This window comes from Halomonas sp. KM-1 (assembly GCF_000246875.1).
Taxonomy (GTDB): Bacteria; Pseudomonadota; Gammaproteobacteria; order Pseudomonadales; family Halomonadaceae; genus Halomonas; species Halomonas aerodenitrificans.
In genome coordinates, this window is sequence record NZ_BAEU01000124.1 from 1 (window position 1) to 24,357 (window position 24,357).

General features: G+C 64.5%; 25 protein-coding genes. 13 read left to right on the forward strand and 12 right to left on the reverse strand.

All coding sequences use genetic code 11. The features are described 5' to 3' along the window. Together B8115_RS13940 and hutI are read right to left on the reverse strand one after the other, a co-directional pair. On the reverse strand, positions 1-443 hold a 443-nt coding region (locus B8115_RS13940), incomplete at its 3' end, for an arginase family protein (protein WP_010628428.1). Positions 444-574: 131 nt separating this feature from the next. Beyond that, a complete protein-coding gene (gene hutI, locus B8115_RS13945) occupies positions 575-1,795 on the reverse strand; it encodes an imidazolonepropionase (RefSeq protein WP_010628429.1) in 1,221 nt (406 codons plus the stop codon). A 300-nt stretch (positions 1,796-2,095) separates the two neighbouring features. On the opposite strand from hutI, the gene B8115_RS13950 reads away from it, so the two are divergent. Continuing rightward, positions 2,096-3,427 carry a YjiH family protein gene (locus tag B8115_RS13950; RefSeq protein ID WP_010628430.1) on the forward strand — a complete coding sequence of 444 codons (1,332 nt, stop codon included), beginning with the start codon at positions 2,096-2,098 and terminating at the stop codon, positions 3,425-3,427. Between the two features lie 90 nt (positions 3,428-3,517). Here the strand turns inward: B8115_RS13950 and hutC are convergent, their stop codons facing one another. Continuing rightward, entirely contained in the window at positions 3,518-4,234 is a 717-nt protein-coding gene (hutC, locus tag B8115_RS13955; RefSeq protein ID WP_010628431.1) for a histidine utilization repressor, read from the reverse strand. Between the two features lie 341 nt (positions 4,235-4,575). On the opposite strand from hutC, the gene B8115_RS13960 reads away from it, so the two are divergent. From B8115_RS13960 to B8115_RS14005, 10 genes are all read left to right on the forward strand, one after another. Next, positions 4,576-5,112 (forward strand): hypothetical protein, encoded by a 537-nt coding sequence (locus B8115_RS13960; protein ID WP_010628432.1) that lies wholly within the window; start codon positions 4,576-4,578, stop codon positions 5,110-5,112. Positions 5,113-5,184: 72 nt separating this feature from the next. Beyond that, positions 5,185-6,564: a c-type cytochrome gene (locus B8115_RS13965; protein ID WP_010628433.1), complete on the forward strand. Its 1,380-nt coding sequence runs from the start codon at positions 5,185-5,187 to the stop codon at positions 6,562-6,564. 26 nt (positions 6,565-6,590) lie between these two features. Further along, on the forward strand, positions 6,591-8,396 hold the full coding sequence (locus B8115_RS13970) for a cbb3-type cytochrome c oxidase subunit I (protein WP_010628434.1): 1,806 nt from the start codon (positions 6,591-6,593) through the stop codon (positions 8,394-8,396). Beyond that, positions 8,393-9,058: a cytochrome c oxidase subunit 3 gene (locus tag B8115_RS13975; protein WP_010628435.1), complete on the forward strand. Its 666-nt coding sequence runs from the start codon at positions 8,393-8,395 to the stop codon at positions 9,056-9,058. The genes B8115_RS13970 and B8115_RS13975 overlap by 4 nt, the downstream gene beginning before the upstream one ends. Before the next feature lie 10 nt (positions 9,059-9,068). Beyond that, on the forward strand, positions 9,069-9,803 hold the full coding sequence (locus B8115_RS13980) for a cytochrome c oxidase subunit 3 (RefSeq protein ID WP_141638604.1): 735 nt from the start codon (positions 9,069-9,071) through the stop codon (positions 9,801-9,803). A gap of 11 nt (positions 9,804-9,814) precedes the next feature. Continuing rightward, positions 9,815-10,132, forward strand: a complete 318-nt coding sequence (locus B8115_RS13985; RefSeq protein ID WP_010628437.1) for a cytochrome C oxidase subunit IV family protein — start codon at positions 9,815-9,817, stop codon at positions 10,130-10,132. 125 nt (positions 10,133-10,257) lie between these two features. Next, positions 10,258-10,911 (forward strand): glutathione S-transferase family protein, encoded by a 654-nt coding sequence (locus B8115_RS13990; protein WP_010628438.1) that lies wholly within the window; start codon positions 10,258-10,260, stop codon positions 10,909-10,911. Positions 10,912-11,000: 89 nt separating this feature from the next. Next, the gene (gene rluF, locus B8115_RS13995; protein ID WP_010628439.1) at positions 11,001-12,032 is read left to right on the forward strand and encodes a 23S rRNA pseudouridine(2604) synthase RluF; all 1,032 of its coding nucleotides are present in this window, start codon (positions 11,001-11,003) and stop codon (positions 12,030-12,032) included. A 79-nt stretch (positions 12,033-12,111) separates the two neighbouring features. Beyond that, positions 12,112-13,479, forward strand: coding sequence for an HTH domain-containing protein (locus tag B8115_RS23955; protein ID WP_010628440.1), 1,368 nt, complete (start codon positions 12,112-12,114; stop codon positions 13,477-13,479). A gap of 102 nt (positions 13,480-13,581) precedes the next feature. Next, positions 13,582-14,814 carry a DUF418 domain-containing protein gene (locus B8115_RS14005; RefSeq protein ID WP_010628441.1) on the forward strand — a complete coding sequence of 411 codons (1,233 nt, stop codon included), beginning with the start codon at positions 13,582-13,584 and terminating at the stop codon, positions 14,812-14,814. 4 nt (positions 14,815-14,818) lie between these two features. Here B8115_RS14005 and B8115_RS14010 read toward each other — a convergent pair whose 3' ends face one another. Next, positions 14,819-15,070 carry a hypothetical protein gene (locus B8115_RS14010; RefSeq protein WP_035591198.1) on the reverse strand — a complete coding sequence of 84 codons (252 nt, stop codon included), beginning with the start codon at positions 15,068-15,070 and terminating at the stop codon, positions 14,819-14,821. Positions 15,071-15,226: 156 nt separating this feature from the next. On the opposite strand from B8115_RS14010, the gene B8115_RS23720 reads away from it, so the two are divergent. Then, a complete protein-coding gene (locus tag B8115_RS23720) occupies positions 15,227-15,376 on the forward strand; it encodes a hypothetical protein (protein ID WP_162832595.1) in 150 nt (49 codons plus the stop codon). Between the two features lie 86 nt (positions 15,377-15,462). Then, positions 15,463-16,050 carry a DUF938 domain-containing protein gene (locus tag B8115_RS14015; protein WP_238539224.1) on the forward strand — a complete coding sequence of 196 codons (588 nt, stop codon included), beginning with the start codon at positions 15,463-15,465 and terminating at the stop codon, positions 16,048-16,050. A gap of 10 nt (positions 16,051-16,060) precedes the next feature. On the opposite strand, the gene B8115_RS14020 is transcribed toward B8115_RS14015, so the two are convergent. The 8 genes from B8115_RS14020 to B8115_RS14055 form a co-directional block, all read right to left on the reverse strand. Next, entirely contained in the window at positions 16,061-16,267 is a 207-nt protein-coding gene (locus B8115_RS14020; RefSeq protein ID WP_010628444.1) for a hypothetical protein, read from the reverse strand. Between the two features lie 81 nt (positions 16,268-16,348). After that, on the reverse strand, positions 16,349-17,608 hold the full coding sequence (locus B8115_RS14025) for a TRAP transporter large permease (RefSeq protein WP_010628445.1): 1,260 nt from the start codon (positions 17,606-17,608) through the stop codon (positions 16,349-16,351). Next, positions 17,605-18,147 (reverse strand): TRAP transporter small permease, encoded by a 543-nt coding sequence (locus tag B8115_RS14030; protein WP_010628446.1) that lies wholly within the window; start codon positions 18,145-18,147, stop codon positions 17,605-17,607. Before B8115_RS14030 ends, B8115_RS14025 begins: the two co-directional genes overlap by 4 nt. Beyond that, the gene (locus B8115_RS14035; protein ID WP_010628447.1) at positions 18,148-19,143 is read right to left on the reverse strand and encodes a TRAP transporter substrate-binding protein; all 996 of its coding nucleotides are present in this window, start codon (positions 19,141-19,143) and stop codon (positions 18,148-18,150) included. Between the two features lie 151 nt (positions 19,144-19,294). Further along, complete coding sequence (locus B8115_RS14040) at positions 19,295-19,783, reverse strand: GNAT family N-acetyltransferase (protein WP_010628448.1); 489 nt, start codon at positions 19,781-19,783, stop codon at positions 19,295-19,297. A gap of 72 nt (positions 19,784-19,855) precedes the next feature. Beyond that, on the reverse strand, positions 19,856-21,301 hold the full coding sequence (locus B8115_RS14045) for an aldehyde dehydrogenase family protein (protein WP_010628449.1): 1,446 nt from the start codon (positions 21,299-21,301) through the stop codon (positions 19,856-19,858). A gap of 27 nt (positions 21,302-21,328) precedes the next feature. After that, entirely contained in the window at positions 21,329-22,963 is a 1,635-nt protein-coding gene (locus B8115_RS14050) for a 5-guanidino-2-oxopentanoate decarboxylase (protein ID WP_238539225.1), read from the reverse strand. 8 nt (positions 22,964-22,971) lie between these two features. Next, positions 22,972-24,354 carry a YjiH family protein gene (locus B8115_RS14055; protein WP_010628451.1) on the reverse strand — a complete coding sequence of 461 codons (1,383 nt, stop codon included), beginning with the start codon at positions 24,352-24,354 and terminating at the stop codon, positions 22,972-22,974. Between the last annotated feature and the right edge of the window lie 3 nt (positions 24,355-24,357).

The window sequence follows — 24,357 nt, forward strand, 5'->3', positions numbered from 1 at the left end:
GGGCGGGCCTCGCCCTGGGCCTCGAAGTGGCGTGCCAGGCCCGACCAGCTGCCGAAGGCCACCTCGTGGCCGCCGCCCAGCACCAGCGGCAGGTGGCCGTGGGCCAACAGGGCGGCGACCCGTTCGGCCAGGCGCTGCTGGGCTGCTTCCAGGTCGTCGTTGCCGTGGCAGCTGACGTCGCCGGCATCGAACACCGGCGCGCTGCGATGCCAGGCCAGCGGTGCCAGCGCCTTGCGCAGTGCCCGCGGGCCTTCGGCGGCCCCCACGCGGCCCTGGTTGCGCGCCACGCCGGCATCCGAGGCGAAGCCGAGCAGGGCGGCGCCGGGGGCGCTGTCCGACTTCACCGGAGTGATGACCTGATGCCAGCGCAGGCTGTCGGGCTCCGGGTCTTCGCGCCCGGCCCAGGGGGACATATCGATGGCATCAAGATAAATGGAGTTCATATCTTCCTCCTTAGGTCGGGGCTACCCCGGGAGCAGCCAACGCGAAGACGCTGTGAACCCATCCCTGGGCGCTCGACTTTTTCATCCATGAAAAAGACGCTTCGCTTTTGGCTACACCCGGCGCCCATCGATTAGCCATGGGTTATCTCTCCGTTGAACATCCGCTGACGCAGGCGTCCGGGCTGCACGGCGTAGGCCAGCTCGGCGGGTGAGCCGACGTCCCATAGGCACAGGTCCGCCGGTGCGCCCGGGACGATGCGGCCCAATTGCTGTGCGTGCAGGCCCAGCGCCCGGGCGCCGTGGACGGTCATGCCGGCCAGGGCTTCGCGCGGCGTCAGGCGGAACAGGGTGCAGGCGAAGTTCAGCATCAGCGTGGGCATGAACAGCGGCGAGCTGCCGGGGTTGGCGTCGGTGGCGATGGCCATGGGCACACCGGCTTCGCGCAGTGCGGCGATGGGCGGCAGCTGCGTCTCGCGCAGGGTGTGGAAGGCGCCGGGCAGCAGCACCGCGACGCTGCCGGCCTCGCGCAGGGCGTTGACGCCTTGCTCGTCGAGATATTCGATGTGATCGGCGGAGAGCGCGCCATGCCGGGCCGCCATCGCACTGCCGCCCAGGTTCGAGAGCTGCTCGGCATGGGCCTTGATCGGCAGGCCGTGGGCTTCGGCAGCCTCGAAGACGCGCTCGCACTGAGCCACCGAGAAGGCGATTTTCTCGCAGAATACGTCCACTGCATCGGCCAGCCCTTTGGCGGCCGCGGCGGGGATCATCTCGCGGCACACCAGGTCGATGTAGCCGTCGCTGTCGTCCTTGTACTCCGGCGGCAGGGCATGGGCGCCAAGCAGGGTGGTCATCACCCGCACCGGCAGCTCCTCACCGAGGCGACGTGCCACGCGCAGCATCTTCAGTTCGTCGGCCACGCTCAGGCCGTAGCCGGACTTGATCTCCACCGTGGTCACGCCTTCGCGCAACAGCGCTTCCAGCCGCGGCCTGGCCAGGCTGAACAGCTGCTCTTCGCTGGCTTCGCGGGTGGCACGCACGGTGCTGAGGATGCCACCGCCGCGGCGGGCGATCTCTTCGTAGCTGGCGCCCTCGAGACGGAGTTCGAACTCGTCGGCCCGGGAGCCGCCGAATACCAGGTGGGTATGGCAGTCGACCAGCCCCGGCGTCATCACGCCACCCTGGCCGAGGATCTGACAGTCGGCGCTCTCGCTAGGGTCGAGCTGATGCATGGGCACGACACGCTCGATGGTGTCGCCCGCCACGATCACCGCCATCGGTTGGGGCAGGGTGTCGTGACCGTCGAAGAGCGTGACGTCATGCCAGACGAGGCGCTGTTTGGAGTTGGCAGGCATAGGGGCTCCTGATGGCTGACGGTTTAATGTATATACATTTAAATCGTCATCGGCCGGAGGTCAAGGGCAAGCTGCGAATAGTTTGTCCTAGATTCCCGGCTGCACGCTTCGAATGCGGGCTAACTGCTTATTTCTTCGAAGGATGACTTCCGCATAGGCGGTGAGGTTAGGCGTTGCCGCATATTCCGTGTTTAGACTAAAGATGTAGGTGCTTGCGTCGCTTCGGCATGGCGCCTTTGTCGAACGTATTGTATATACAATAAGGCGCCACGCATCAATCACAAGACGAGGACGACACCCATGGCGATTCCGGACCCGGTCACCCGGGGCGTAAGCGGTTTAAATTGGCTCACCGTGGCCAAGTTGTTCGTACCCAGCGCGCTGGGGATTCTGATCTTCTTCATTCCCGTCACCTTGGGTGGCAGGAACACCATCCTGCTGGACCACATGGTGACCGCGGCGCGGGAGCTTCTGGGCGGTGCTGCAGGTCTCTATGCGCTGACGCTGATCGTGGCGGGCGCGGCTTACCCGCTGTGGAAGGGCACTTGGCGGCGCAGTCTCACCGACCGCATCTTCACCGTGCTGAAGCTGGCCGGCGTCGCCGTGGCCATCATGGCGATGACCGGCTGGGGGCCGGGGTTGCTGCACGAGCCGGACATGCTGCCGTTCCTGTTCAATCGGCTGGTGATACCGGTAGGACTGATCGTGCCCATCGGCGCGGTGTTCCTGGCCCTGCTGATCAGCTACGGCCTGCTGGAGCTGATCGGCGTGCTGCTGCAGCCGGTCATGCGGCCCATCTGGCGCACGCCGGGGCGTAGTGCCATCGATGCCGTGGCCTCGTTCGTGGGCAGCTACTCCATCGGCTTGCTGATCACCAACCGCGTCTATCAGGCGGGGCAGTATTCGGCGCGGGAGGCGGCGATCATCGCCACCGGTTTCTCCACGGTGTCGGCCACCTTCATGATCATCGTGGCGCGCACGCTGGATCTGATGAGCGTGTGGAACCTCTATTTCTGGTTGACGCTGGCGATCACCTTTGCCGTCACTGCCGTGACCGTTCGCTTGCCGCCGCTGTCGCAGATGAACAATGAGCGCAGCGATGGCGAGCCCGAGGCGGTACCCAGCAAGCGGCTGAACACGGCATGGAAAGCCGGCCTGGAGGTGGCGGCTCAGGCGCCGGGGCTGCATCGCAGCGTGGCGCTCAACGTACGCGAAGGGCTGCTGATGGCGATCAGCATCCTGCCGTCGATCATGTCGGTGGGGCTGCTGGGTCTGCTGGCTGCCAAGTACACGCCGCTGTTCGAGTGGCTGGGGCTGCTGTTCTATCCCTTCGTGGCGATCTGGGGGCTGGAAGATGGCATGGCGCTGGCCCAGGCTTCCGCCGCCGGGCTGGCCGAGATGTTCCTGCCGGCGCTGCTTATGGCCGAGGCCGAGTTCGTCGCTCGCTTTGCGGCCGGGGTGGTATCGGTCTCGGCGGTGCTGTTCTTCTCCGCTTCCATCCCCTGCATCCTGGCCACCAGCATTCCGCTCTCGGTAGGGCGCATCGTGGTGGTGTGGTTCATCCGCGTGGCACTCAGCCTGATGCTGGCCGTGCCGGCAGGCTTCCTGGCTCAGGCGCTGAGCGGGGCCTGAGGTTCCCACCGCGCAATAGCGCTTGCCACCGCTGAGCGAGGCCGGCTACACCGGCCTCGCTCAGCGTCATCGAAGCGTCACGATCCGGGCTCAGCTGGCGCGGCGAGAGAGCGCCGAGCGCAGTTTGTAGCGGTCGCCGGGATGGATCAGGCGGGCGTAGCTGATCAGATGCTCGCCCGACCAGGTGCGGCGTATCATGCTCAGGCAGGGCTGTGTGGCATCCATTTCGAGGCGTTCGGCGGTGGTGGTGTCGACCTGTACCGCCTCGACCACGTGCTCCACGTCGGTGATCGGGCAGGCTGCCACCAGCACTTCGTTGGGGGTGTGGCGATGGAAGTCGGTTTCCAGATAGTCCGGCACCCAGCGCGGATTGACGAAGCGATCCTCGAGCTGGATGGGCACTCCATTCTCTCGGTGGACGATACGCGTGTGGAACACCCGCGTGCCCAGGCGCACGCCCAGTCGCAGCGCCACCTCGTCGTCGGCGGCGATGGCCTCGGCCAGCAGCACGTCACACTCGTAACGATGGCCACGGCCGCGAACCTCCTCGGCGATGTTGTGCACGTCGACCAATGACGATTCCGCCTTGCGGTCGGTGACGAAGGTGCCGAGCCCGGGCTGGCGGGTCAGGTAACCCTGCTGCACGAGATCGCGGATCGCCTTGTTGGCGGTCATGCGGCTGACACCGAAGTCACGGGCCAGCTGCTCTTCGGGGGGAATCTGATGGTGTGCCGGCCAGGTGCCGCTCCGTATCTTTTCCAGCAGATGCTGCTGAATCTGCAGATAAAGTGGAATCGTGCTGCCCATGCTGAGCTGAGTCCTTTCTGGAGAGGTAATTGTCTATACACGCAGTCTACCCGGATGTCGGGCCCAAGGCACCTGCCGGGAGATGGCCGCGAGAGCGCTGCCAGGCGGTCCGCTTGTGTCATGAAACATGCGCCGTCAAAAGGAACTTGCCCAGAGAGGCGATTTGGACAACTTTAATAAAGGAAATACCCAACGGATCGGGTCAACTAAAGACGCCGTGATGTTTTAGGGAATAATTAATTAAGGAAGAACGTTACACACTGGAAGTGTGCCGCACAATTGAGTGTGGCCCCCAATCGCGCTGCGTCTCCCCTGACATTAATAATAGAGGAGGGCATGCCATGCAGCGCCTCTACTTCCTAACCCCTGATCTGGCTACTACCGTCAACGTCGCCCATGAGCTCACCGATCTGGGCCTGACTGACAAGGAAGTTCACGTCACTGGCCGTGACTGGCTGAAACTCAAGGAGCACGGCATCAACTGCGCCACGCTGCTGCAGACTTCGGACGTGGCACACGCCGCCGTGCGCGGCCTGCTGTTCGGCATTCCTCTGGGATGCGTGCTCGGGGTGGTGGTCTATTACTTCCTGGGCGAAGGCTTCACCAGCGCCGGCATAGCCACCACGATCATCGGCATGGGCATCTTTGGCGGTTTGTTCGGTATCTGGACCAGCACCATGGTCGGAGTGTCGGTACACGACGTGAAGGTCGACAAGTACGAAGATGAGATCGAACACGGGGCTTATCTGATGATGGTGGATGTCCCCAACGAGCGCGAGTCGATGATCTATTCGGCGATACATCGGCATCATCCCGAGGTCGTCATCGACAAGGTCACAGCGGAAGAGCGCCGGCATCATTGCGGGACCGGTATCTAGACCTGTGCGTCGCTGTCGTCGATCCTGCTCTTTGCCAGGATCCTGCTCTTTGCCTGGAGGAAGGAGAGAGCCATGGCTATTGCGGTTGCGGTCATCGTGCTGGCAGTGGGGTCAGTGCTGTTCTTCTTCCTCAGCCCCTGGTATCTCACCCCGTTGGCTTCCAACTGGGGAACGATCGACGACACCATCACGATCACCCTCTGGGTGACCGGGGCGGTCTTCCTGGCCGTCAATCTGTTCCTGGCCTATGTGGTCGTCCGCTACCGGTTCAACAAACGCCGGCGTTCCCAGTACGACCCCGAGAACAAGTCGCTCGAGCTGTGGCTGACCGGGGTCACCACACTGGGGATCGCCGGCCTGCTGGCGCCTGGGCTGCTCGTCTGGGGCGCTTTCGTTTCGCCGCCTGAAGATGCCCACCAGGTCGAGGTGGTGGGGCAGCAATGGCACTGGAGCTTTCGCTTTCCCGGTGAGGATGGGCGATTCGGAGCCGCCCACAATCGCTTCATCGACGAGCGCAACCCTTTCGGCATGGTCGACGACCCCGCCGGCCAGGACGACATCCTTATCACGTCGCCGCATCTGATGCTGCCAGTGGATCGTCCGGTGAAGATGGTGCTGCGCTCCAAGGACGTGCTGCACAACGTCAAGGTGGCCAACTTCCGGGCCAAGATGGACATGGTGCCGGGACAGACCTCCTATTTCTGGTTCACGCCCACGGTGGTGGGTGAGTACGAGATCGTCTGCGCCCAGCTGTGCGGCATCGCCCATTTCGCCATGCGTGGGCGTATCGAAGTGGTCGAGCAGGAGGTTTTCGATGCCTGGCTCGGGGAACAGCCCACCTTTGCCGAACTTGCCCAATTGGCGCCGGGCAACCCTGCGGCTGGGGCGGGGCTCTATGTCACCTGCGCCGCCTGCCATGGGGCCGAGGGGCAGGGCAACCAGGCTCTCAACGCGCCGAAACTTGCCGGGTTGGATGCCTGGTATCTCGAGCGCCAGCTCGGGCTGTTTCGCTCCGGTGCCCGCGGCAGCCACGAAGACGACATCTATGGCCAGCAGATGCGGCCGTTCGCCACCTTGCTGGCCGACCGTCAGGCGATTGCCGACGTATCGGCCTTCATCGAGACCCTGCCCGACCAACCCGCCCAGGCCAGACTTGTCGGCGGCGATCCCGAACGGGGCGCGCGGCGCTATCGTACCTGTGCCAACTGCCATGGGCAGCAGGGGGAGGGTATACGTGCCACCAATGGGCCGCGTCTGGCGGGACTGCCGGATTGGTATCTGGAGCGGCAACTGCAGAATTTCCGCCACGGGGTGCGTGGGCGGCATCGCGATGACCCGTATGGCAACCAGATGATCGAGATGGCCCAGGTGCTGGTCGACGACCGGGCGGTCCGCGACGTGGTGGCGTATATCACGACCCTGCCGCAGCCCAGGGTGACATGGCGGCGGTGAACCCAGGCGGTGTGGAGGAGTGAGTCATGGTGGAACCCGGACATCACGGAGTGCCTCATGCCCAGGCGGGCGAGTTCGACAATGTGGAGCTGGTTCACCCCAAGTCCTTCATTGGCAAGTACGTGTGGAGCCAGGATGCCAAGGTGATCGCCATCCAGTACGGCCTGACTGCCATTGCCATCGGGCTGGTGGCATTGGTGCTGTCGATCCTGATGCGCTTGCAACTGGGTTTTCCCAACACCTTTGCGCTGATCGATCCATCGAGTTATCTGCAGTACGTCACCATGCACGGCATGATCATGGTGGTCTATCTCCTCACCGCACTCTTCCTGGGCGCCTTCGGCAACTACCTGATCCCCTTGATGTGCGGTGCGCGGGACATGGCCTTTCCCTATCTCAACATGCTGAGCTACTGGTTCTACCTGGCGGCGGTGCTGATCCTGGTGGCCAGCTTCTTCGTGCCCGGCGGAGCCACGGGCGCGGGCTGGACGTTGTATCCGCCCCAGGCGATCAGTCCCGGCACTCCGGGGATCGACGGCGGCATTCTGCTGATGCTGGCGTCGCTGGGGGTGTTCATCGCCGGTTTCACCATGGGCGGGCTCAACTACGTGGTCACGGTGCTGCAGGCGCGCACCCGCGGCATGACGCTGATGCGCCTGCCGCTGACCATCTGGGGCATCTTCATGGCCACGGTGATGGCGCTGCTGGCCTTTCCGGCGCTGCTGGTGGCGATCCTGATGATGCTCTGCGACATGCTGCTGGGCACCAGCTTCTTCATGCCGGAGATGCTCAACCTCGGCGAGCACTCCACCCACGCCGGTGGCAGCCCCTTGCTCTATCAGCATCTGTTCTGGTTCTTCGGCCATCCTGAGGTCTATATCGTCGCGCTGCCGGCCTTCGGCATCGTCTCCGACATCCTCGCCACCCACGCGCGCAAGAACATCTTCGGCTACCGCATGATGGTGTGGGCGATCATCATCATCGGCGTGCTCAGCTTCGTGGTCTGGGCTCACCACATGTTCATCAGCGGCATGAATCCCTATTTCGGCTTCCTGTTCGCCACCACCACGCTGATCATCGCGGTGCCCACGGCGATCAAGGTCTACAACTGGGTACTCACGCTGTGGCGCGGCAACATTCGCATGACGGTGCCGATGCTGTTCGCCATCGGCTTCATCTTCACCTTCGTCAACGGTGGGCTCAGCGGGCTGTTCCTGGGCAACGTCACCGTCGACGTGCCGCTGGCGGACACCTACTTCGTGGTCGGCCATTTCCACATGGTGATGGCGGTGGCACCGGTGCTGGTGGTGTTCGGCGCGATGTATCACTGGTACCCCAAGATCACCGGGCGCATGCTCGACGACACCCTGGGCAAGATCCACTTCTGGGTCACCTTCCTGGGCGCCTACGCGATCTTCTATCCGATGCACTTCATGGGGTTTGCCGGCGTGCCGCGCCGCTACTACGGCTACGGCGAGACCGCCTACATTCCCGATTCGATCCAGACTCTCAATGCCTTCATGAGCGTGGCGGCGATCGTCGTCGCGCTGGTGCAACTGGTGTTCTTCTACAACCTGGTACGCAGCTATTTCCGCGGCCGCGAAGCGGGGCCCAATCCCTGGCAGGCGACCACCCTCGAGTGGCAGACGGAGCACACCCCGCCACGTCACGGCAATTTCGGCGCCGAGCTGCCGGTGGTCTATCGCTGGGCCTACGACTACGGCGTGCCTGGCGCCAAGCATGACTTCATTCCCCAGAACATGCCGCCCGACGAGGTCGAGAAGGTCGATCCGATGAGCCAGGAGGCGGCGCAAGGGAGGCTGCCGACATGACGGTGACGCTGGTGTTTCTGGCCGTGATGATGGCGCTGTTCGGCGGCTGGCTGTTCAGTCATTCGATCAACGTGCGCCCTTGGGAGGCGCAGGGCGCCGCTGCGCAGCGCAGCCAATTGCCGCCCGCATTGACCGCTCCGCGCGTCGGCCTGGCGGTGTTTCTGGCGGTGGCCACGTCGCTGTTCGCCTTGACCATCAGCGCCTACCTGATGCGACAGGAGATGGGCCACGACTGGCGCCCGCTGGCGGTGCCCGGTCTGCTGTGGTGGAACAGCGCCTGCCTGGTGCTCGGCAGCGTGGCGCTGCAGTCCGCCTGGCAGGCTGCACGCCGTGACAATGCTGCGAGGCTGCGGTGGGGCCTGCTGGTGGGAGGCGGTTTCACCATCGCTTTCATTCTGGGCCAGGCGCTGGCCTGGTGGCAGCTGCAGGCCAGGGGGATCTACCTGGCGGCCAACCCGGCCAACGCCTTCTTCTTTCTGCTCACGGCGCTGCACGTCCTGCACCTGCTCGGCGGGCTGTTCGCCTGGTCGCGCAGCCTGTTCCGCCTGCAGCGGGGGGCCACACCGCGGGAGATGCTGCCCAGCGTCGAACTGTGTGCGCTGTACTGGCATTTCCTGCTGCTGGTATGGGGGATTCTCTTCGCGCTGCTGCTGACCACATGAGGACAGGATCATGGCCAATCTGCATCCCGGCAGTCCGCTGTCGCCAGACGAGATAAGACGTCCGACGCCTCAGGAGGGTATGGCCGGCCTGGTCAACGACTGGGCGGCAGAGCGCCGTGTGTTCGACATGCCCTGGGGCAAGACGATGATGTGGCTGTTCATCCTCAGCGATGTGTTCATCTTCGCCTGTTTTCTGGTCGGCTACATGGTATTGCGCATATCGACCGTGGAGCCCTGGCCGGATGCCAGTGAAGTGTTCGCGCTCACCGTGGGTGGCCAGTCGATCCCGCTGCTGCTGATCGCCATCATGACCTTCATCCTGATCTCGAGCAGCGGCACCATGGCGCTGGCGGTGAAGTACGGCTATGCCAAGGACCGCCGCAAGACGGCCGCGCTGTTGCTCGTCACCGCGCTGCTCGGGGCGGTCTTCGTCGGTATGCAGGCCTTCGAATGGACCATTCTCATCGGCGAGGGCGTTCGTCCCTGGGAGAACCCCTGGGGAGCGGCGCAGTTCGGTGCGGTGTTCTTCCTGATCACCGGCTTTCACGGTACCCATGTCACCATTGGCGTCATCTTCATCGTGATCATGGCGGTCAAGGTCATGCGCGGCTCCCTGGAAGGGAGCCGCCCCGGCTTTCTCACCGGTCGCAAGGGCAACTACGGGATGATCGAGAGCCTGGGGCTCTACTGGCATTTCGTCGACCTGGTTTGGGTCTTCATCTTCGCGTTCTTCTATCTGTGGTAGGGGGGGGCACCATGGACCAAGGCAGCCATCAACAGCCCGCACTGCGCGTCTACCTGCGCGTATGGATCTGGCTGTTCGTGCTCAGCGTGTTCTCGTATCTGGTGGATCTCTCAGGGCTCGAAGGCCTGCCCAAATGGGGGTTGATCACCCTGTTCATGCTGCTCAAGGCCGGGCTGATCGTGGCCTTCTTCATGCACATGGCCTGGGAGCGCCTGTCGATCGTCTATACGGTGCTGGTGCCGCCGGCGGTGCTGCTGTTCCTGGCGGCCCTGATGGCGCTGGAAGCCGACTACACGCTGAGTTCACGCCTGGGTATCTTGTTCAACTGATGCGGCAGAGCGAGCCTTTCGAGCGTAACGCGCTGCGCTTGGGGGCCCGTTTGCCTGTGCCCGGCTGGACGCCATGCAGCAGCCATTGCACAGTAGGGGCCTGGCACGCCGTAAAGGGAGGTCGCGTGAAACTCGTCATCGGTAACAAGAACTACTCTTCATGGTCGCTCAGACCCTGGCTGCTGCTGCGCATGCACGGCCTGCCATTCGAGGAAATCCGTATCCCTCTGGCGCAGGACATTACACGGGAGGCGCTGGCCGCGCACAACCAGGCGGGCAAGGTGCCGGTACTGCACGATGGCGAGCTGACCGTTTGGGACTCGCTGGCGATCTGCGAGTACCTTTCCGAGTGTTACCTGTCGGGGGCCGGCTGGCCGGCGTCGCGGCATGAGCGAGCCGAAGCGCGCGCGCTCAGCGCCGAGATGCATGCCGGCTTCGTCGAGCTGCGAACCTGCATGCCGATGAACTGCCGCGCCAACGGACGACGGGTATCGATCAGCGAGACCCTCGAGGCAGAGATCAGGCGGATCGAGCAGATCTGGACCCAGGGCAGCGAGCGCTACGGGCACCGCGGTCCCTGGCTCTTCGGCGAGTTCTCCATCGCCGACTGCATGTTCGCACCGGTGGCGTTTCGTTTCGCCAGCTACGGCGTGAAGCTCTCGCCGCCTGCCGAAGCCTACCGCCAGACGCTGCTGCGCTCTGGGCCGATGCAGGAGTGGGTCGAGCAGGCCAGGGCAGAGCCCGAAGTGATCGAAAGCGCCGAAGTCGGCACACCTTGATCTGAGGCGTTCCGACAGGGGCTTTCACCGGCACGGCGTAGCATGCTTGAATGCCATACCGTTTCCCGCATCTCTCTGGTAAGAGCGTCATGGCCTTCGGTTCTTCTACCCGTATCAACAAATACATCAGTGAAAGCGGTTTGTGCTCCAGGCGCGAAGCCGACCGCTATGTCGAACAGGGCAACGTGTGGCTCAACGGCAAGCGTGCCAAGACGGGGGACCAGGTCTTTCCCGGCGATGAAGTCAAGGTCAACGGTCAGCTCATCGAACCCCAGGAAGCCGAAGATCTGGTGTTCATTGCCCTGAACAAGCCTGTAGGCATCGTCAGTACCACCGAGCCGAGCGAGAAGGACAACATCGTCGACTTCGTCAACCATGGGGTACGTATCTTCCCCATCGGTCGGCTGGACAAGGATTCCCAAGGGCTGATTTTCCTTACCAACAACGGTGATCTGGTCAACAAGATCCTGCGGGCCAGCAACAATCATGAAAAGGAGTATCGGGTCACCGTCGACAAGCCGATTACCGATGAATTCATCGAGGGGATGGCTTCAGGTGTCCGCATCCTCGGAGAGGTGACCAAGCGCTGCAAGGTGGTCAAGGAGTCGACCTTCGTTTTCAACATAACGCTGGTGCAGGGGTTGAATCGTCAGATCCGGCGGATGTGCGAAAAATTCGGTTACGAAGTCACCAGGCTCGAACGCATACGCATCATGAACGTGACGCTCAAGGGGCTGGCATTGGGAGACTGGCGCGACCTGACCCAGAAGGAGGTCGACACCATCGTTGCCTTGACCGAGGGGTCGAGTTCCGATGCCTCGCCCAAGAGCAGGAAACCATCGCCTACCAAGGCACCCAACAAGCGCAAGACGGGGCAGGCCGCGAAGGGAACGGCGGCCACGGCGAGGCGGGATGCCAAGGGCAAGTCGTCGGCGAGCGGTCGCGCGAAGGGTAAGACCGCTGCGGGAAAAGCGGCTAAAGCTGGAGCCGTCGGCAAGGGTGGTGGAGCGAAGCCGGCGGCCAATGCCAGAAACAAGAAGTCGCTGCACGGGAAACCCAAGCCGGCCGGTGGTCAGAGCGGAAAGGGGGGAAAACCCCGCCGCACGAAGCCGGGCCGCTGAGCCCATCGAGCTACGTTGCCAACCGATCTATGTTGTCAATCAACCCTGCATTGCCAGCCGACGCGAGTATGACTCCACCATGTCCCGGACGACGCGCCTTCTCGACCTGCTGCAGATCCTGCGACGTCACCGCTGCCCGGTGAGCGGTACCGCGCTGGCGCAGGAGCTGGGTGTCTCGCTGCGCACCCTGTACCGCGACATCGCTTCGCTGCGTGCCATCGGTGCCGAGATCGAAGGCGAGCCGGGTATGGGCTATCGACTCGAGCCGGGCTTGATGCTGCCGCCGCTGATGTTTTCCGAGGAAGAGATCGAGGCGCTCACGCTGGGGTTGCGTTGGGTGCAGCGGCGAGCCGACGACGGCCTCGCGAACGCAGCGGGTGATGCGCTGGCCAAGGTGGCGGCAGTGCTGCCCGGCGAACACAGGCACCGAATGCAGGACTCTGCGCTGCTGGTGGGACCAGGCTGGGAGAGACGCCAAAGCGTCGATCTCGAGGAGCTGCGCCGGGCCATTCGTCATCAGTCAAAGCTGCGCATTCTTTACTCGGACCAGCATGGCAGGCGCTCGGAGCGCGTCATCTGGCCCTTCGTGATCGCTTTCTTCGAATCGACGCGTCTCGTCGTCGCCTGGTGTGAGCTAAGGCAGGCGTTTCGCAACTTCCGGGCCGACCGTATCGAGGCCGCCATTGCCACGGGGGAGCGCTACGCCCGGCCGCGGGCGGTGCTCGAACGCGAGTGGCTGAGCACCCTGCTGCCAGAATCTGTCAGTGATGGGGCCTATCCTGCCTGTGACACACACCACAAGAGGGAGCGGAACATGCAGGAAGAGATCGTCTTTTACACCAACCCCTGGTCCCGGGGTGGCATCGTGCACTGGATGCTGGAAGAGCTGGGGCAGCCCTATCGCATGGAGGTGATCGAGTACGGTCCGCCGATGAAATCGCCCGAGTATCTTGCCATCAATCCCATGGGCAAGGTGCCGGCCATACGCCATGGCAACACCGTCGTCACCGAGGCGGCCGCCATCTGCGCCTATCTGGCCGAGGCGTTCCCTGAGGCCGGTCTGTTGCCGACGCCCGAAGGTCGAGGCGACTACTACCGCTGGCTGTTCTTCACAGCCGGGCCGCTGGAGATGGCGATATCTCTGAAGTCCGCCAATTTCACCTTGAGCTCGGAGCAGCAGATGCAGTTCGGCTGCGGCAGCTGCGAGACGGCGGTCGACACCCTGGCCAAGGCGGTAGCGGGACGGCGTTACATTGCCGGCGACAGCTTCACCGCCGCCGACATCTATGTCGGCTCCCACATCGGCTGGGGCATGCAGTTCGGCACGCTGGACAGGCGCCCGGAGTTCGAAGCCTACTGGAATGGCCTCAAGGATCGGCCCGCTCATCGTCGCACGGAAGAGGCCATTGCCAAGGCCATGCCTGCCGAACCGACTCCGAGCGGCTAGTCGGCATTCATGACTCGGCAATACAGGTGTTCAGTTGAGTTTGCCAGGCGTACTCATGCATGACGGTGATCCCACCGCCCGACTGAGTCGGGAGGGTGGCGGGTGAGCCGGACCCGGCAAGCGTGCCGTCGTGCCGATCAGGGCGCGACGGCACGCATCGAGGCACTCGACGTGCTGCGCGGCGTGGCGCTGCTCGGCATTCTGGTGATGAACGTTCAGGCGTTCGCGATGCCTCAGGCGGCCTATCTGAACCCGACTGCCTGGGGGCGGCTCGAAGGCATCGATCTGGTGGTCTGGCTCACTGGGCACGTGCTGGCCGATCAGAAGATGATGGCGTTGTTCGCCATGCTGTTCGGGGCCGGTATCGTGCTTTACGCCGAGCGGGCCGAGGCATGTGGCAAGCCGGCCTGGCCGCTGCACAGTCGGCGCCACGCCTGGCTGATACTGTTCGGTATCGCCCACGCCTATCTCCTCTGGTATGGCGACATTCTCTTCACCTTTGCCGTCTGTGCGCTGGTGCTCTTTCCTCTGCGTCACCTTGCTCCGTCGCGGCAGCTGGCGCTGGGCGTCGTGTTGCTGGCAGTGACCTCGCTGCTGTTTCTGGCCTTCGATGCGACGGTGCCGGCATGGTCGGAAGCGGACCGCCAGACGTTCATGGCCGAATGGCAGCCATCCGCGACGCAGCTGGCGGGCGAAGTCGAGCGTTACCGCAGCGGCTGGTGGCAGCAGCTTCCCCAGCGAGCCGAAATGGCCTTCGAGATGCAGACTTTTACCCTGCTTATCTGGGGTCTGTGGCGAAGCGCGGGATTGATGCTGATCGGTATGGCGCTGTTCCGGTGGGGTATCCTGACCGGCCGGGCCAGCCGCAGGACCTATCTCTCGCTGTTGGCTGTCGCCTTGCTGCTGGGCGTGCCCACGATCCTCTACGGTGTGCATTGGAACTTTGCCAACGCCTGGGGCCCGCGTTCGATGTTCGTGGGCACCCAGTTCAACTACTGGGGCAGCGTGCTGGTTGCCTTCGGCTGGGTGAGCGTCGTGATGCTGTTGCTGCGAGCCAATGCCATGGGGCGCCTGCGGCTACGGCTGGCAGCAGTGGGGAGGACCGCCCTCAGCCAGTACATCCTGCAGAGCGTGATCTGCAGCCTGATCTTTTATGGCCACGGTCTGGGCATGTTCGGGCACGTCGAGCGCAGCGGCCAGATGCTGATGGTGATGGGCATCTGGCTGCTGCAGCTATGGCTGGCGCCGCTGTGGCTGCGCCATTTCCGCTATGGGCCGCTCGAGTGGCTGTGGCGCTCGCTGACCCGGGGCCAGCGACAGCCCTGGCGGCATTGAGCGATCAGGGCAGCTCCTTGACGCCTTGGGGATCGGAGGCGTCGTAGTCCTGAGTGTCGTCGGGCGGCGAGCCGGGCTCGAGCGAGGTCTCGTGTTCGTAGTCGCGGGCGGCGCGGATGGCTTCGGGCTCGCTGTCGTGGCGGGATATCTCCTGCGGCTGGTCGGGGTCGGTCACGTCGACCACCCGCCAGCCGCTGACCAGGATGGCCTCCTGGGTCTCCCGCTGTATCGGCTCGACTTTTGCGGTACGCGTCATGGCATCCTCCATGCTGGTGAGTCCATTCACTACCCACCATGGCAGAGGAAACGCCGAATGGCTAACGGGGGCCGTGAACCTCGCCGCTTACGCTTGACCGGCGCCTCGTCACCGTCCATACAAAGAGAGGGCAGTTATCCGAGACAGGAGGTCAGGATGAGAAAACTGTTAGGACTCGCGGTTGCCTGGTGGTTGCGCAAACCGGAGAATCGCGCGAGGCTGAAGCGCAAGGGCAAGGAAATGCTCACTGGCTTTCGCCGCCGTAGCGGCTCGTCCGCCCGGCGCGAGCATCGCCGTCACCCTTGAGGTCGTTCATCGCTGCCCCGGCTTCGCCCGAAGTCGGGGCTGTCCAATTCTGCCGTTGGTCATGAGGTCGAAACATGAGCCGCCGCATGAAGAGCCCTGCAGCGGCTCGCAATCGCCAGCCGATCCTCGACGTGCTGAGCAGGATCCTGCCCGAGCGGGCGACTATTCTCGAAGTCGCCAGCGGCAGTGGCGAGCACGGCGTGCACTGCGCCGAGGCCAGGCCGGACTGGACCTGGCAGCCCAGCGACCCCAATGCCGAGGCGCGGGGCTCCATCAGCGCCTGGCGTGAGAGCGCCGGGCTCGACAATCTTCATGAACCGCTGCTGCTGGACGTCACCGGGATCTGGCCCGCAGGCCCTTACGATGCGGTGGTGGCGATCAACCTCATCCACATCTCGCCATGGGAAGTGTGCGAGGCGCTGATGGCGCGCTCCGCAGAGCGGCTGCGTCAGGGGGGCGTGCTATACCTCTACGGACCCTATCGGCGCGATGGGCGCCATACTGCGCCCAGCAACGAGGCCTTCGATGCCGACCTCAAGGCGCGCGATCCGCGCTGGGGCGTGCGTGATCTGGAGCAGGTGGTCGGCGAGGCGCAGCAACACGGCTTCGTACTGGAGCAGGTCGTCGAGATGCCGGCCAACAATCTCAGCGTGGTGCTGCGCCTGCATCCTTGAGCTGCATCTCTCAATCCTCTCTTCTGTTCTCTTCGATCTGGCCCGGTACCCGATAGCGCACGCCTTCGGCCTGGCGATCGTCTTCATAGCGCCGGGTTTCCTCTTCGGCGGGAATGCCCCAGAGGGTCTGGCGGCTGCCGTCGTCGTAGGTATAGGTCGTGCAACCTGCAAGCACAACGAGGCCAGAAAGCGTGGCGATACGCAGAATGGATGACACGTGGCGTCCCTTCGATGGGTGGTAGGTGGATATGCGGCCAGCCTGAGGCCAGGCCGCACGGTCGTCAAGAGGCAAACGGCTTCATCCCGACCACCCCAGCATGATCGGCACGTAGACCACCAGCAGGAGCACGCCGATCAGCCCCAGCATATAGGGCAGGATGGCCCGCGTGATGCGCTCCAGCGGCAGTTGGGTCACGGACGAGGCGACGTACAGGTTGATCGCCACCGGCGGCGTGATCATGCCGATGGCCAGCCCCATCACGATGATGATGCCGAAATGGATCGGGTCGATGCCGAGCTGCAGCACCAGCGGCAGCAGTACCGGGGTGAGGATGATCAGGGCACTGGCGGTTTCGATGAACACGCCGGTGAGCAGGATCACCGCCACGATCAGCAGCATGATCACGTAGGGGTTGGTGGATAGCGACAGCACGGCTTGGGCGATGGCGCCCGGCACCTGCCAGCTGGAGAGGGTCCAGCTCAGCACCGCTGAGGTGGCGATGACCAGCATGATCACCGCGGTGGTGATCGCTGAACGGATCAGGATGCGGTAGACGTCGCCGAGCGAGAGATCGCGATAGACGAACAGCGAGACCAGCAGGGCGTAGTTGACCGCCACCACTGCCGCTTCGCTCGGCGTGAAGATGCCCGAGAAAATGCCGCCCAGGATGATCACCGGGGTCATCAGGCCCCAGCTTGCACTCTTGAAGGTACGCCAGATGGTCGTAAGCGACAGCGCGGTGCCGCGTGGGTAGTTGCGCCGGTAGGCCTGGGTGATGGCGATGGCCGCCAGCCCGATGCCCATCAGGATGCCCGGTACGATGCCGTTGAGGAACAGCTTCGACACCGACTGCTGGGCGACTACGGCGTAGATGATCATCGGCACCGAAGGCGGGATCACCACGCCGATGGTGCCGCTGGCGGCGATCAGGCTGGCCGCCGAAGCGGGATCGTAACCCTTGCGCTTGAGTTCCGGCACCAGACTCGAGCCCACCGCCGCGGTGGTGGCGGCACCTGAGCCGGAAATGGCGGCGAAGAACATGCCGGCTCCCACCGATACCAGCGAAAGCCCGCCCTTGAGGAAGCCGAACAACGAGTCGGCGAAATCCACCAGCTTTTCGCTGACCTTGCCCTGGGCCATCAGATCGCCGGCGAGGATGAACATGGGTACCGCCACCAGGGCGAAGGAGTTGATGCCCTGGAACATCTGCTGCGTCACCACCATCAGCGGGACGCCCTGAGCGTTGAGTGCCAGCAGCGTGCTGGCGCCGATGGCCAGGGCAATCGGCACGCCGAGCAGCATGAAGGCGAAGAACAGTACGAACAGTAGCGCCGTCATGGCGGTGGCTCCTCGGCCGTGCTGCTGCCGGTGTCGGCCGCCTGAGGCCCCTTGACGATGAGCTCGATCGCGTCGATCAGGGCGTACCAGGCCATGATGGCGGCCGAAATGGGGATCACGGCATACACGTAGGTCATCGACAGCCGCAGCGAGGCGGAGCGCTGGAAGCTCTGCACCTGCATGTAGCGGTAGCCGATCACCACCAGGGCGAGCATGAAGCCCAGCGCCACCAGCACCGCGGCGATGCGCGCCAGCTGTGCCAGGCGAGCGGGCAGGGCGTCGACGACGAAGGTCACGGCGATATGGCGACCGCGCTGGAAGGCCAGCGTGGATGCCAGGAAGGTGATCCACACCAGCAGGAAGCGGGCGACCTCTTCGGTCCAGCCGACGGCGGTGAAGAGGGTGCGCGAGACGATCTGCAGCGTGATCACGCCGATCAACGCCGCCATGCCCAGAAACACGATGGGCTGGATGACGGCGTCGAGGGCGCGTTCGCTACGCTGCAGCAGGCCCGTGAGGGCGTGCAGCGGTGAACTCACTTATTCCAGTGCCTCCAGGATGCGCGGCAGGTAGTCGCCGAACTGATCGCCGTACTTCTCGTAGACCGGACGCACGGCAGCCTGGAACGCCTCGAGATCGGCATCGTCGATGATCTGCATGCCGGCGGCACGCAGTTCGTCGAGCTGGCCGGCTTCCATCTCGGCATTCACACGGCGCTCATGCTCGGCAGCCTCCTGGGCGGCTTGTACCAGCACTTCCTGGGCGGCTTCGGGCAGCTGATTCCAGGCCGGCATGCCCATGACGAAGATGGCAGGCGCGTAGGTGTGGCGCGACAGCGTCATGTGGTCCTGGGTTTCTTGCAGCTTGAACGAGTGAATGACGTTGACCGGATTCTCCTGGCCGTCGATGGTGCCCTGCTGCATGGCCGTGAGGGCTTCGGTCCAGGCCATGGGAATGGCATTGGCGCCGAGTTCACGGAAGGTGTCGGTGTAGACGGGGTTTTCCATCACACGGATGCGCAGGCCGTTGAGGTCTTCTGGCGAGCGGACCGGGCGTTCGCTGTTGGTCAGGTTGCGGAAGCCGCGTTCGGCATAGGCCAGGCCCTTGAGGTTGACCTCGGCCAGTTTGTCGAGCAGCTCCTGGCCGATGGGGCCGTCGAGCACTTCGTAGGCGGCTTCCGGCGAGGGGAACAGGAAGGGCAGTTCGAAGACCGCCATCTCCTCGACGAAGTTGGCTACCGGGCCGTTGGTGATCACGCCCATGTCGACGGTGCCGATCTGCATGCCCTCGAGCAGGGTGCGCTCGTCGCCCAGCGAGGCATTGGGGTAGATGTCGACGGAAACGGCGCCTTCGGTGCGCTCGGCGACCAGCTCCTGGAACTTCACCGCGGCAATGTGGAAACCATCCTGCTCGTTGACCACGTGGGCCAGACGCAGGGTGACGGGATCCATGTCGGCGAATTCGGAGGCCTGGGCGGTGGAAACCAGCGCAAGAGAGATGCCGAGTGCCAGCGTGCTGCGTGCAAAGATCTTCATTTTTTAATTTTCCTTTGTCGGTTCGATCCGCTCAGGAGCATGCCCCAGCCAACTCGACAGGGTCAATCGTAACGCTGACATTGCGTAACAGAGTTGTCGTCAAGGTTGGGGCGAGGGCGCGGACCGGTCCGCGCCTGCATTTCGAGGCAGTTCACAGCAGACGGTACATGACGTAGGCGTCGATCAGCCCCTGGGTGGGGTGGCGAAAGGCGCAGGGCAGGGTACCGACGATCTCGAAGCCGTGTTTCTGCCATTGGCGAATGGCGATCTCGTTGGTCGATACCACCATGTTGAACTGCATGGCGGTGAAGCCCAACTCACGCGCCACCCGCAGGGAATCCTCGCACAGCTTGTTGGCGATACCCTGACCCCGGGCGTGCTCGGCCACAAGATAGCCGCAGTTGCACACGTGGTCGCCGGGGCCGGGTTGGTTGGGCTTGAGATAATAGGTGCCGAGCAGGTTGCCGGCACTGTCTTCGGCCACTCGAACCGCACGCGGCAACTCCACCCACATGCGGTAGGCGTCGGGCTCGCTGATCCGACTCGGCACGGCATAGGTGTCGCCGGCGTGGAGCACCGGAGCGATGAAGTCCCACATGGCGGCCCAGTCGCCGGACTGATAAGGGCGAATGCGGATCATGGTCTCCTCCTTGATACCTGGCATCGGCCCCGATTTTACGTCATGTCAGCGTGGAAAGATCGCTCATGCGCTTCATATCGGACCAACGAGATGCTTCACCGCCAGATAGGCTGAAAGCCCCCAGGGTCCCAGCTCGCGGCCGATGCCGCTGCGCTTGAAGCCGCCCCAGCCGGTTTCGGGCAGTACCAGCTGTTCACCGTTGAGCCATACACTGCCAGCCTGAAGTTGCCTGCCGATGCGCACGGCCCGCTGCCGGTCGGCGCACACCACGGTTGCCGCCAGACCGAAGTCGCTGGCATTGGCCAGTTCGATTGCCTCCGCTTCGCTGGCCACGCTGCGGGCGCATAGCACCGGGCCGAAGATCTCCTCCTGCCACAGGCGGCTCGTGGTCGGTACGTCACGCAGCAGCGTCGGGGCGACGAAATATCCTTTGGCGGGTAGCTGCCGGTGGCTGGCGTCGCGTACTGCCCGGAGCCCCTCCCGTTCGGCGACGGCGAGATAGGTCAGCACGTTCTCGCGCTGGCGGGCGCTGGTCAGCGGCCCCATGTCGGTGCCCTCGGTCTGGGGATCGCCCAGCGTCAGTGCGTCGATACGTGAGGCAAGCGCGGCATAGAGCGGTTCGGCGATGGCTTCGTGAACCAGCAGGCGCGAGGTGGCCGAGCAGATCTGGCCGGCATTGAAGTAGATGCCGGCCATGACCCAGTCGGCGGCCTGCTCGGGATCGGCGTCCTCCATCACCAGGATCGGGGATTTGCCACCTAGCTCCAGTGAGACGTCGGCGGTGCGTTCGGCGGCGGCGTGCATCACCGCTTCGCCGACCCGATTGCTGCCGGTGAAGGAGACCTTGTCGATGCCTGGGTGAGCGGCCAGCGGTGCGCCGATCCCGACGCCATCCCCAAACAGCAGATTGAGCACGCCGGTCGGTAGCCCGATCTCCAGGGCGATCTCCGCCAGCGCACGTTCGGGCAGCGGGGTCACCTCGGACGGCTTGAGCACCGCGGTACAGCCCGCGGCAAGCGCCGGAGCGAGCTTCCAGGCGCTGGTCACCAGAGGAAAGTTCCACGGCGTGATCAGCCCCACCACGCCTACCGGATCGTGGTAACAGCGCGCCTCGACGCCTGCCATTTCGAGCTCCACCAGCCGGCCCTGGCGTTGGTCGAGCTCCCGTGCCTGACCGGCGTAGTAGCGATAGCAGGCGATGGCGTCGTCGAGGTCGATGCCGGCCTCGGCTAGCACCTTGCCGTTGTTGGACGAGGAGAGTCGTACCAGCTCGTCGCGACGGCGAGCCAGGGCATCGGCGAAGCGTTCCAGATAGTCGGCTCGCTCGGCACCGCTGAGCGCGCGCCAGGCCGGCAGGGCACGCTGCGCCGCGGCCACGGCATCGTCTACATCGTCCGGATGGCCGGCGCTGACTTCGGCGATGACCACCTCGCGATAGGGATCCATCACCGGCAGGCAGCGCTCGCCACGGGAGGGCGTCCAGCGGTTGTCGATGAACTGTTGATCCAGCTGTTGCATGGCGCTTCTCTCTGTCAGTGGAGATCGTCAGTGGAGATCGTCAGTCGAGGTCGCAGCCTGCTGCCAGGCGTCGGCATTCACTTCGACAAGCAGGGGCGCGTCGAGCGGTCGCGAAGCGAGTGCCTGGGCCAGGCCGGCCGGATCGCCCACCCGCACCGCCTGGCAGCCGAAGCCGGCGGCGACCACCTGAAAATCCGGCGCCTGGATGTCGACGCCGCAACGCGTGACGCCCTGGGCGTCCATGTAGCGACGGATCTCCTCGTAGCCCTGGTTGTGCCACAGTACGATCACGACCGGTAGGCACTCTTCCACGGCGGTAGCAAGTTCGCTGAGGGTGAACATCACGCCGCCGTCGCCGACCAGGGCCACCACGGGAAGCGTCGGCTGCCCAAGCTGGGCACCCAGCGCGGCCGGCAGGCCGTAGCCCAGGGTGCCGTAGCCAGTGGAGGCGTTGAAGAAGCGCCGTGGCGCGGGTTGCGAGACCAGGTGATTGCCGGCATAGACCGGTGCGGTGGAGTCGCCGACCAGGAGTGCCTGGGGCAGAACCTCCTGCAGCGTGGCGTAGAGCGGCACGAAGGGAGCGAGGGCCGGATCGTTGTTCAGATCGAGCGCGGCCAGGGCGTCCGCAGTGCGCTGGGTGCCGCCGCGTGACAGCGGCTCAGGGAAGTGCTCCGCCAGCAGCGCCAGCGTGCGCCCGGCATCGGCCACCAGGCCCAGCGAGACCTGCTGGTTGCGCACCAGTTGCTGGGCATCGAGGTCGATGCGGATCAGCCGACCGCGCAGTTCGAAGCCGTCGTCGAACACCACGTCGTAGTCGGTCTCGCCCAGCTCGGTACCGACGGCGAGAATCACGTCGGCTTCACGGGCCAGCTCGCGCACGGCGGGCAGCGCCGCATTGGCGCCCAGGTCGAGAGGGTGGGCGCGACCCAGCACGCCCTTGGCGTTGATGGTGGTCGCCGTGGGCGCATCGAGGCGCTCGACCAGGGCTCTGGCAGCAGCGGGGTCATCGACACAGCCGCCGCCCAGCAGCACCAGCGGGCGTTTCGCTGCGCGCAGCCAGTCGGCGGCCAGGGCCAGCCCTTCGGGGTCCGGTGCCGGGCGGAACAGGCGCGCCGGTGGCGGCAGTTCCGCCAATGCCACTGGAGCATCGAACAGATCGATGGGAATCTCGAGATGCACCGGCCCAGGCCGCTGGCCCTCGAACACGGCGAAGGCCCGGGCCAGCACCTCCGGCAGGGCGCTCGGGTCGAGCAGGGTATGGCTGAAGCGCGACACCCCCGCCATCAGCTGCTGTTGGCTCGGCAGCTCGTGCAGCCTGCCCTGGCCGCGGCCCAGGGTGTCGCGGCGGCTGACGCTGGAGATCACCAGCATCGGGATGGAGTCGGCCAGGGCCTGGCCCATGGCGGTGGCGATGTTGGTCATGCCGGGGCCGGTGATAATCAGGCATACGCCGGGCCTGCCGGTGGCGCGGGCATAGCCGTCGGCCATGAAGCCGGCACCCTGCTCGTGACGCGGCGTGACATGACGCATGCCGCTGCCCTCGAGGCCGCGGTAGAGCGCCACGGTATGCACACCGGGGATGCCGAACACGGTATCGACAGCGTAGCGTTCGCGTAGCAGCGTCAGCAGCAGTTGGGCACAGGTCATCGTTTGTCGGGTCATCGCGAACCTCAGAAGAAGAAGGTGTGGGCCATGAAGGCGATGATCGGCAGCGTGATGGCCGTGCGCAGCAGGAAGATCACGATCAGCTCCCACAGCTTGAGCGGAATCTTCGACTTGAGGATCAGGGCGCCGATCTCCGACATGTAGATGAGCTGCGTCAGCGACAGGCAGGCGATCACGAAGCGGGTCAGTTCGCTCTCGATGTTGGTTGCCAGCACCGCCGGCAGGAACATGTCGGCGAAGCCCACCAGGGTGGCCGGGGCCGCCGCCTGGGCCTCGGGAATGCGCAGCAGCTCGAGTACCGGCACCATGGGGTAGGAGAGCCAGGTGAACAGCGGGGTGAACTCGGCCAGTATCAGCGCCACGGTGCCGATGGCGAATACCAGCGGCAGCAGGGCGAGGAAGATGTCGGCGACGTTGAACAGTGCGTTGCGGGCGAGTTCTCTGGGGCCCGGAGCGCGCTCGGCGCGGCGCACCGCCTGGGTCAGGCTGTAGCGCAGCAGGCCCATCTCCTCGGTGCGCTTCTCGGCCAGCTGGCAGCCCACCGGCTCGTAGTAGGTATCGGGCTTGCGCGACAGCGGCGGCAGGCGCGGCACGATCACCGCCGCGATCAGGCCGGCCACCACCACGGTGAAGTAGAACTGGATGAACATGTGGTTGAGGTCGACGAAGCTGGTGATCAGCAGGCTGAAGGCGATCGAGACGATGGAGAAGTTGGTGGCGATCACCGAGGCTTCACGGCGGTTGTAGAAACCCTTCTCGTACTGCTGGGTGGTGATCAGCACGCCCACGGTGCCGGAGCCCATCCACGAGGCGGTGGCATCAATGGCACTGCGGCCGGGCAGGTTGAAGATCACCCGGAACGGCTTGCGTACCAGGCTGCCGATGAACTCCATGAAACCGAATTCGACCAGGAACGGCAGCAGCAGGGCGGCGAAGAAGAAGAAGGTCAGCAGCACCGGCGCCAGGTCGTTGAGCATCACGCCGCCGGTGAACGAGGCAGTGACGAACTCCGGCCCGAACTGGAAGAACGTCATCAGGGCGAAGGCCGCCCCCAGGATGCGCATGCCGAACCACACCGGGCCGACATGGAACATATCGCGCATCACACCTTTCTCGGCCCAGCGTGGATGGGTGAGCTTGATCCAGGTGGTGGCCAGCACGGAGAGCACCAGCACGATGACGGCAATGGCCGGCAGGGCGCCGTCGAGCAGCGCCTTGAGGCCGTCCGCCATGAAGCCCATGCCGATGTTGATGGTGTCGCCGATCTGGAAGGGGATCAGAAACAGACCGACCCCAAGCGCTGAGGGAATCAGGAATTTGAGCAGATTGTTGCGCTCGAAGGGGGTTTCCTCGGTGCGGGTTCGGTGTGTCGTGTCGGTAGAGGACATACG

Bases quoted from the DNA above. Each gene is read 5' to 3' on its own strand.
- hutI (WP_010628429.1), bottom strand. From the start codon at position 1,795: ATGCCTGCCAACTCCAAACAGCGCCTCGTCTGGCATGACGTCACGCTC.
- B8115_RS13950 (WP_010628430.1), top strand. From the start codon at position 2,096: ATGGCGATTCCGGACCCGGTCACCCGGGGCGTAAGCGGTTTAAATTGG.
- hutC (WP_010628431.1), bottom strand. From the start codon at position 4,234: ATGGGCAGCACGATTCCACTTTATCTGCAGATTCAGCAGCATCTGCTG.
- B8115_RS13960 (WP_010628432.1), top strand. From the start codon at position 4,576: ATGCAGCGCCTCTACTTCCTAACCCCTGATCTGGCTACTACCGTCAAC.
- B8115_RS13965 (WP_010628433.1), top strand. From the start codon at position 5,185: ATGGCTATTGCGGTTGCGGTCATCGTGCTGGCAGTGGGGTCAGTGCTG.
- B8115_RS13970 (WP_010628434.1), top strand. From the start codon at position 6,591: ATGGTGGAACCCGGACATCACGGAGTGCCTCATGCCCAGGCGGGCGAG.
- B8115_RS13975 (WP_010628435.1), top strand. From the start codon at position 8,393: ATGACGGTGACGCTGGTGTTTCTGGCCGTGATGATGGCGCTGTTCGGC.
- B8115_RS13980 (WP_141638604.1), top strand. From the start codon at position 9,069: ATGGCCAATCTGCATCCCGGCAGTCCGCTGTCGCCAGACGAGATAAGA.
- B8115_RS13985 (WP_010628437.1), top strand. From the start codon at position 9,815: ATGGACCAAGGCAGCCATCAACAGCCCGCACTGCGCGTCTACCTGCGC.
- rluF (WP_010628439.1), top strand. From the start codon at position 11,001: ATGGCCTTCGGTTCTTCTACCCGTATCAACAAATACATCAGTGAAAGC.
- B8115_RS23955 (WP_010628440.1), top strand. From the start codon at position 12,112: ATGTCCCGGACGACGCGCCTTCTCGACCTGCTGCAGATCCTGCGACGT.
- B8115_RS14010 (WP_035591198.1), bottom strand. From the start codon at position 15,070: ATGACGCGTACCGCAAAAGTCGAGCCGATACAGCGGGAGACCCAGGAG.
- B8115_RS23720 (WP_162832595.1), top strand. From the start codon at position 15,227: ATGAGAAAACTGTTAGGACTCGCGGTTGCCTGGTGGTTGCGCAAACCG.
- B8115_RS14015 (WP_238539224.1), top strand. From the start codon at position 15,463: ATGAAGAGCCCTGCAGCGGCTCGCAATCGCCAGCCGATCCTCGACGTG.
- B8115_RS14025 (WP_010628445.1), bottom strand. From the start codon at position 17,608: ATGACGGCGCTACTGTTCGTACTGTTCTTCGCCTTCATGCTGCTCGGC.
- B8115_RS14035 (WP_010628447.1), bottom strand. From the start codon at position 19,143: ATGAAGATCTTTGCACGCAGCACGCTGGCACTCGGCATCTCTCTTGCG.
- B8115_RS14040 (WP_010628448.1), bottom strand. From the start codon at position 19,783: ATGATCCGCATTCGCCCTTATCAGTCCGGCGACTGGGCCGCCATGTGG.
- B8115_RS14045 (WP_010628449.1), bottom strand. From the start codon at position 21,301: ATGCAACAGCTGGATCAACAGTTCATCGACAACCGCTGGACGCCCTCC.
- B8115_RS14050 (WP_238539225.1), bottom strand. From the start codon at position 22,963: ATGACCCGACAAACGATGACCTGTGCCCAACTGCTGCTGACGCTGCTA.
- B8115_RS14055 (WP_010628451.1), bottom strand. From the start codon at position 24,354: ATGTCCTCTACCGACACGACACACCGAACCCGCACCGAGGAAACCCCC.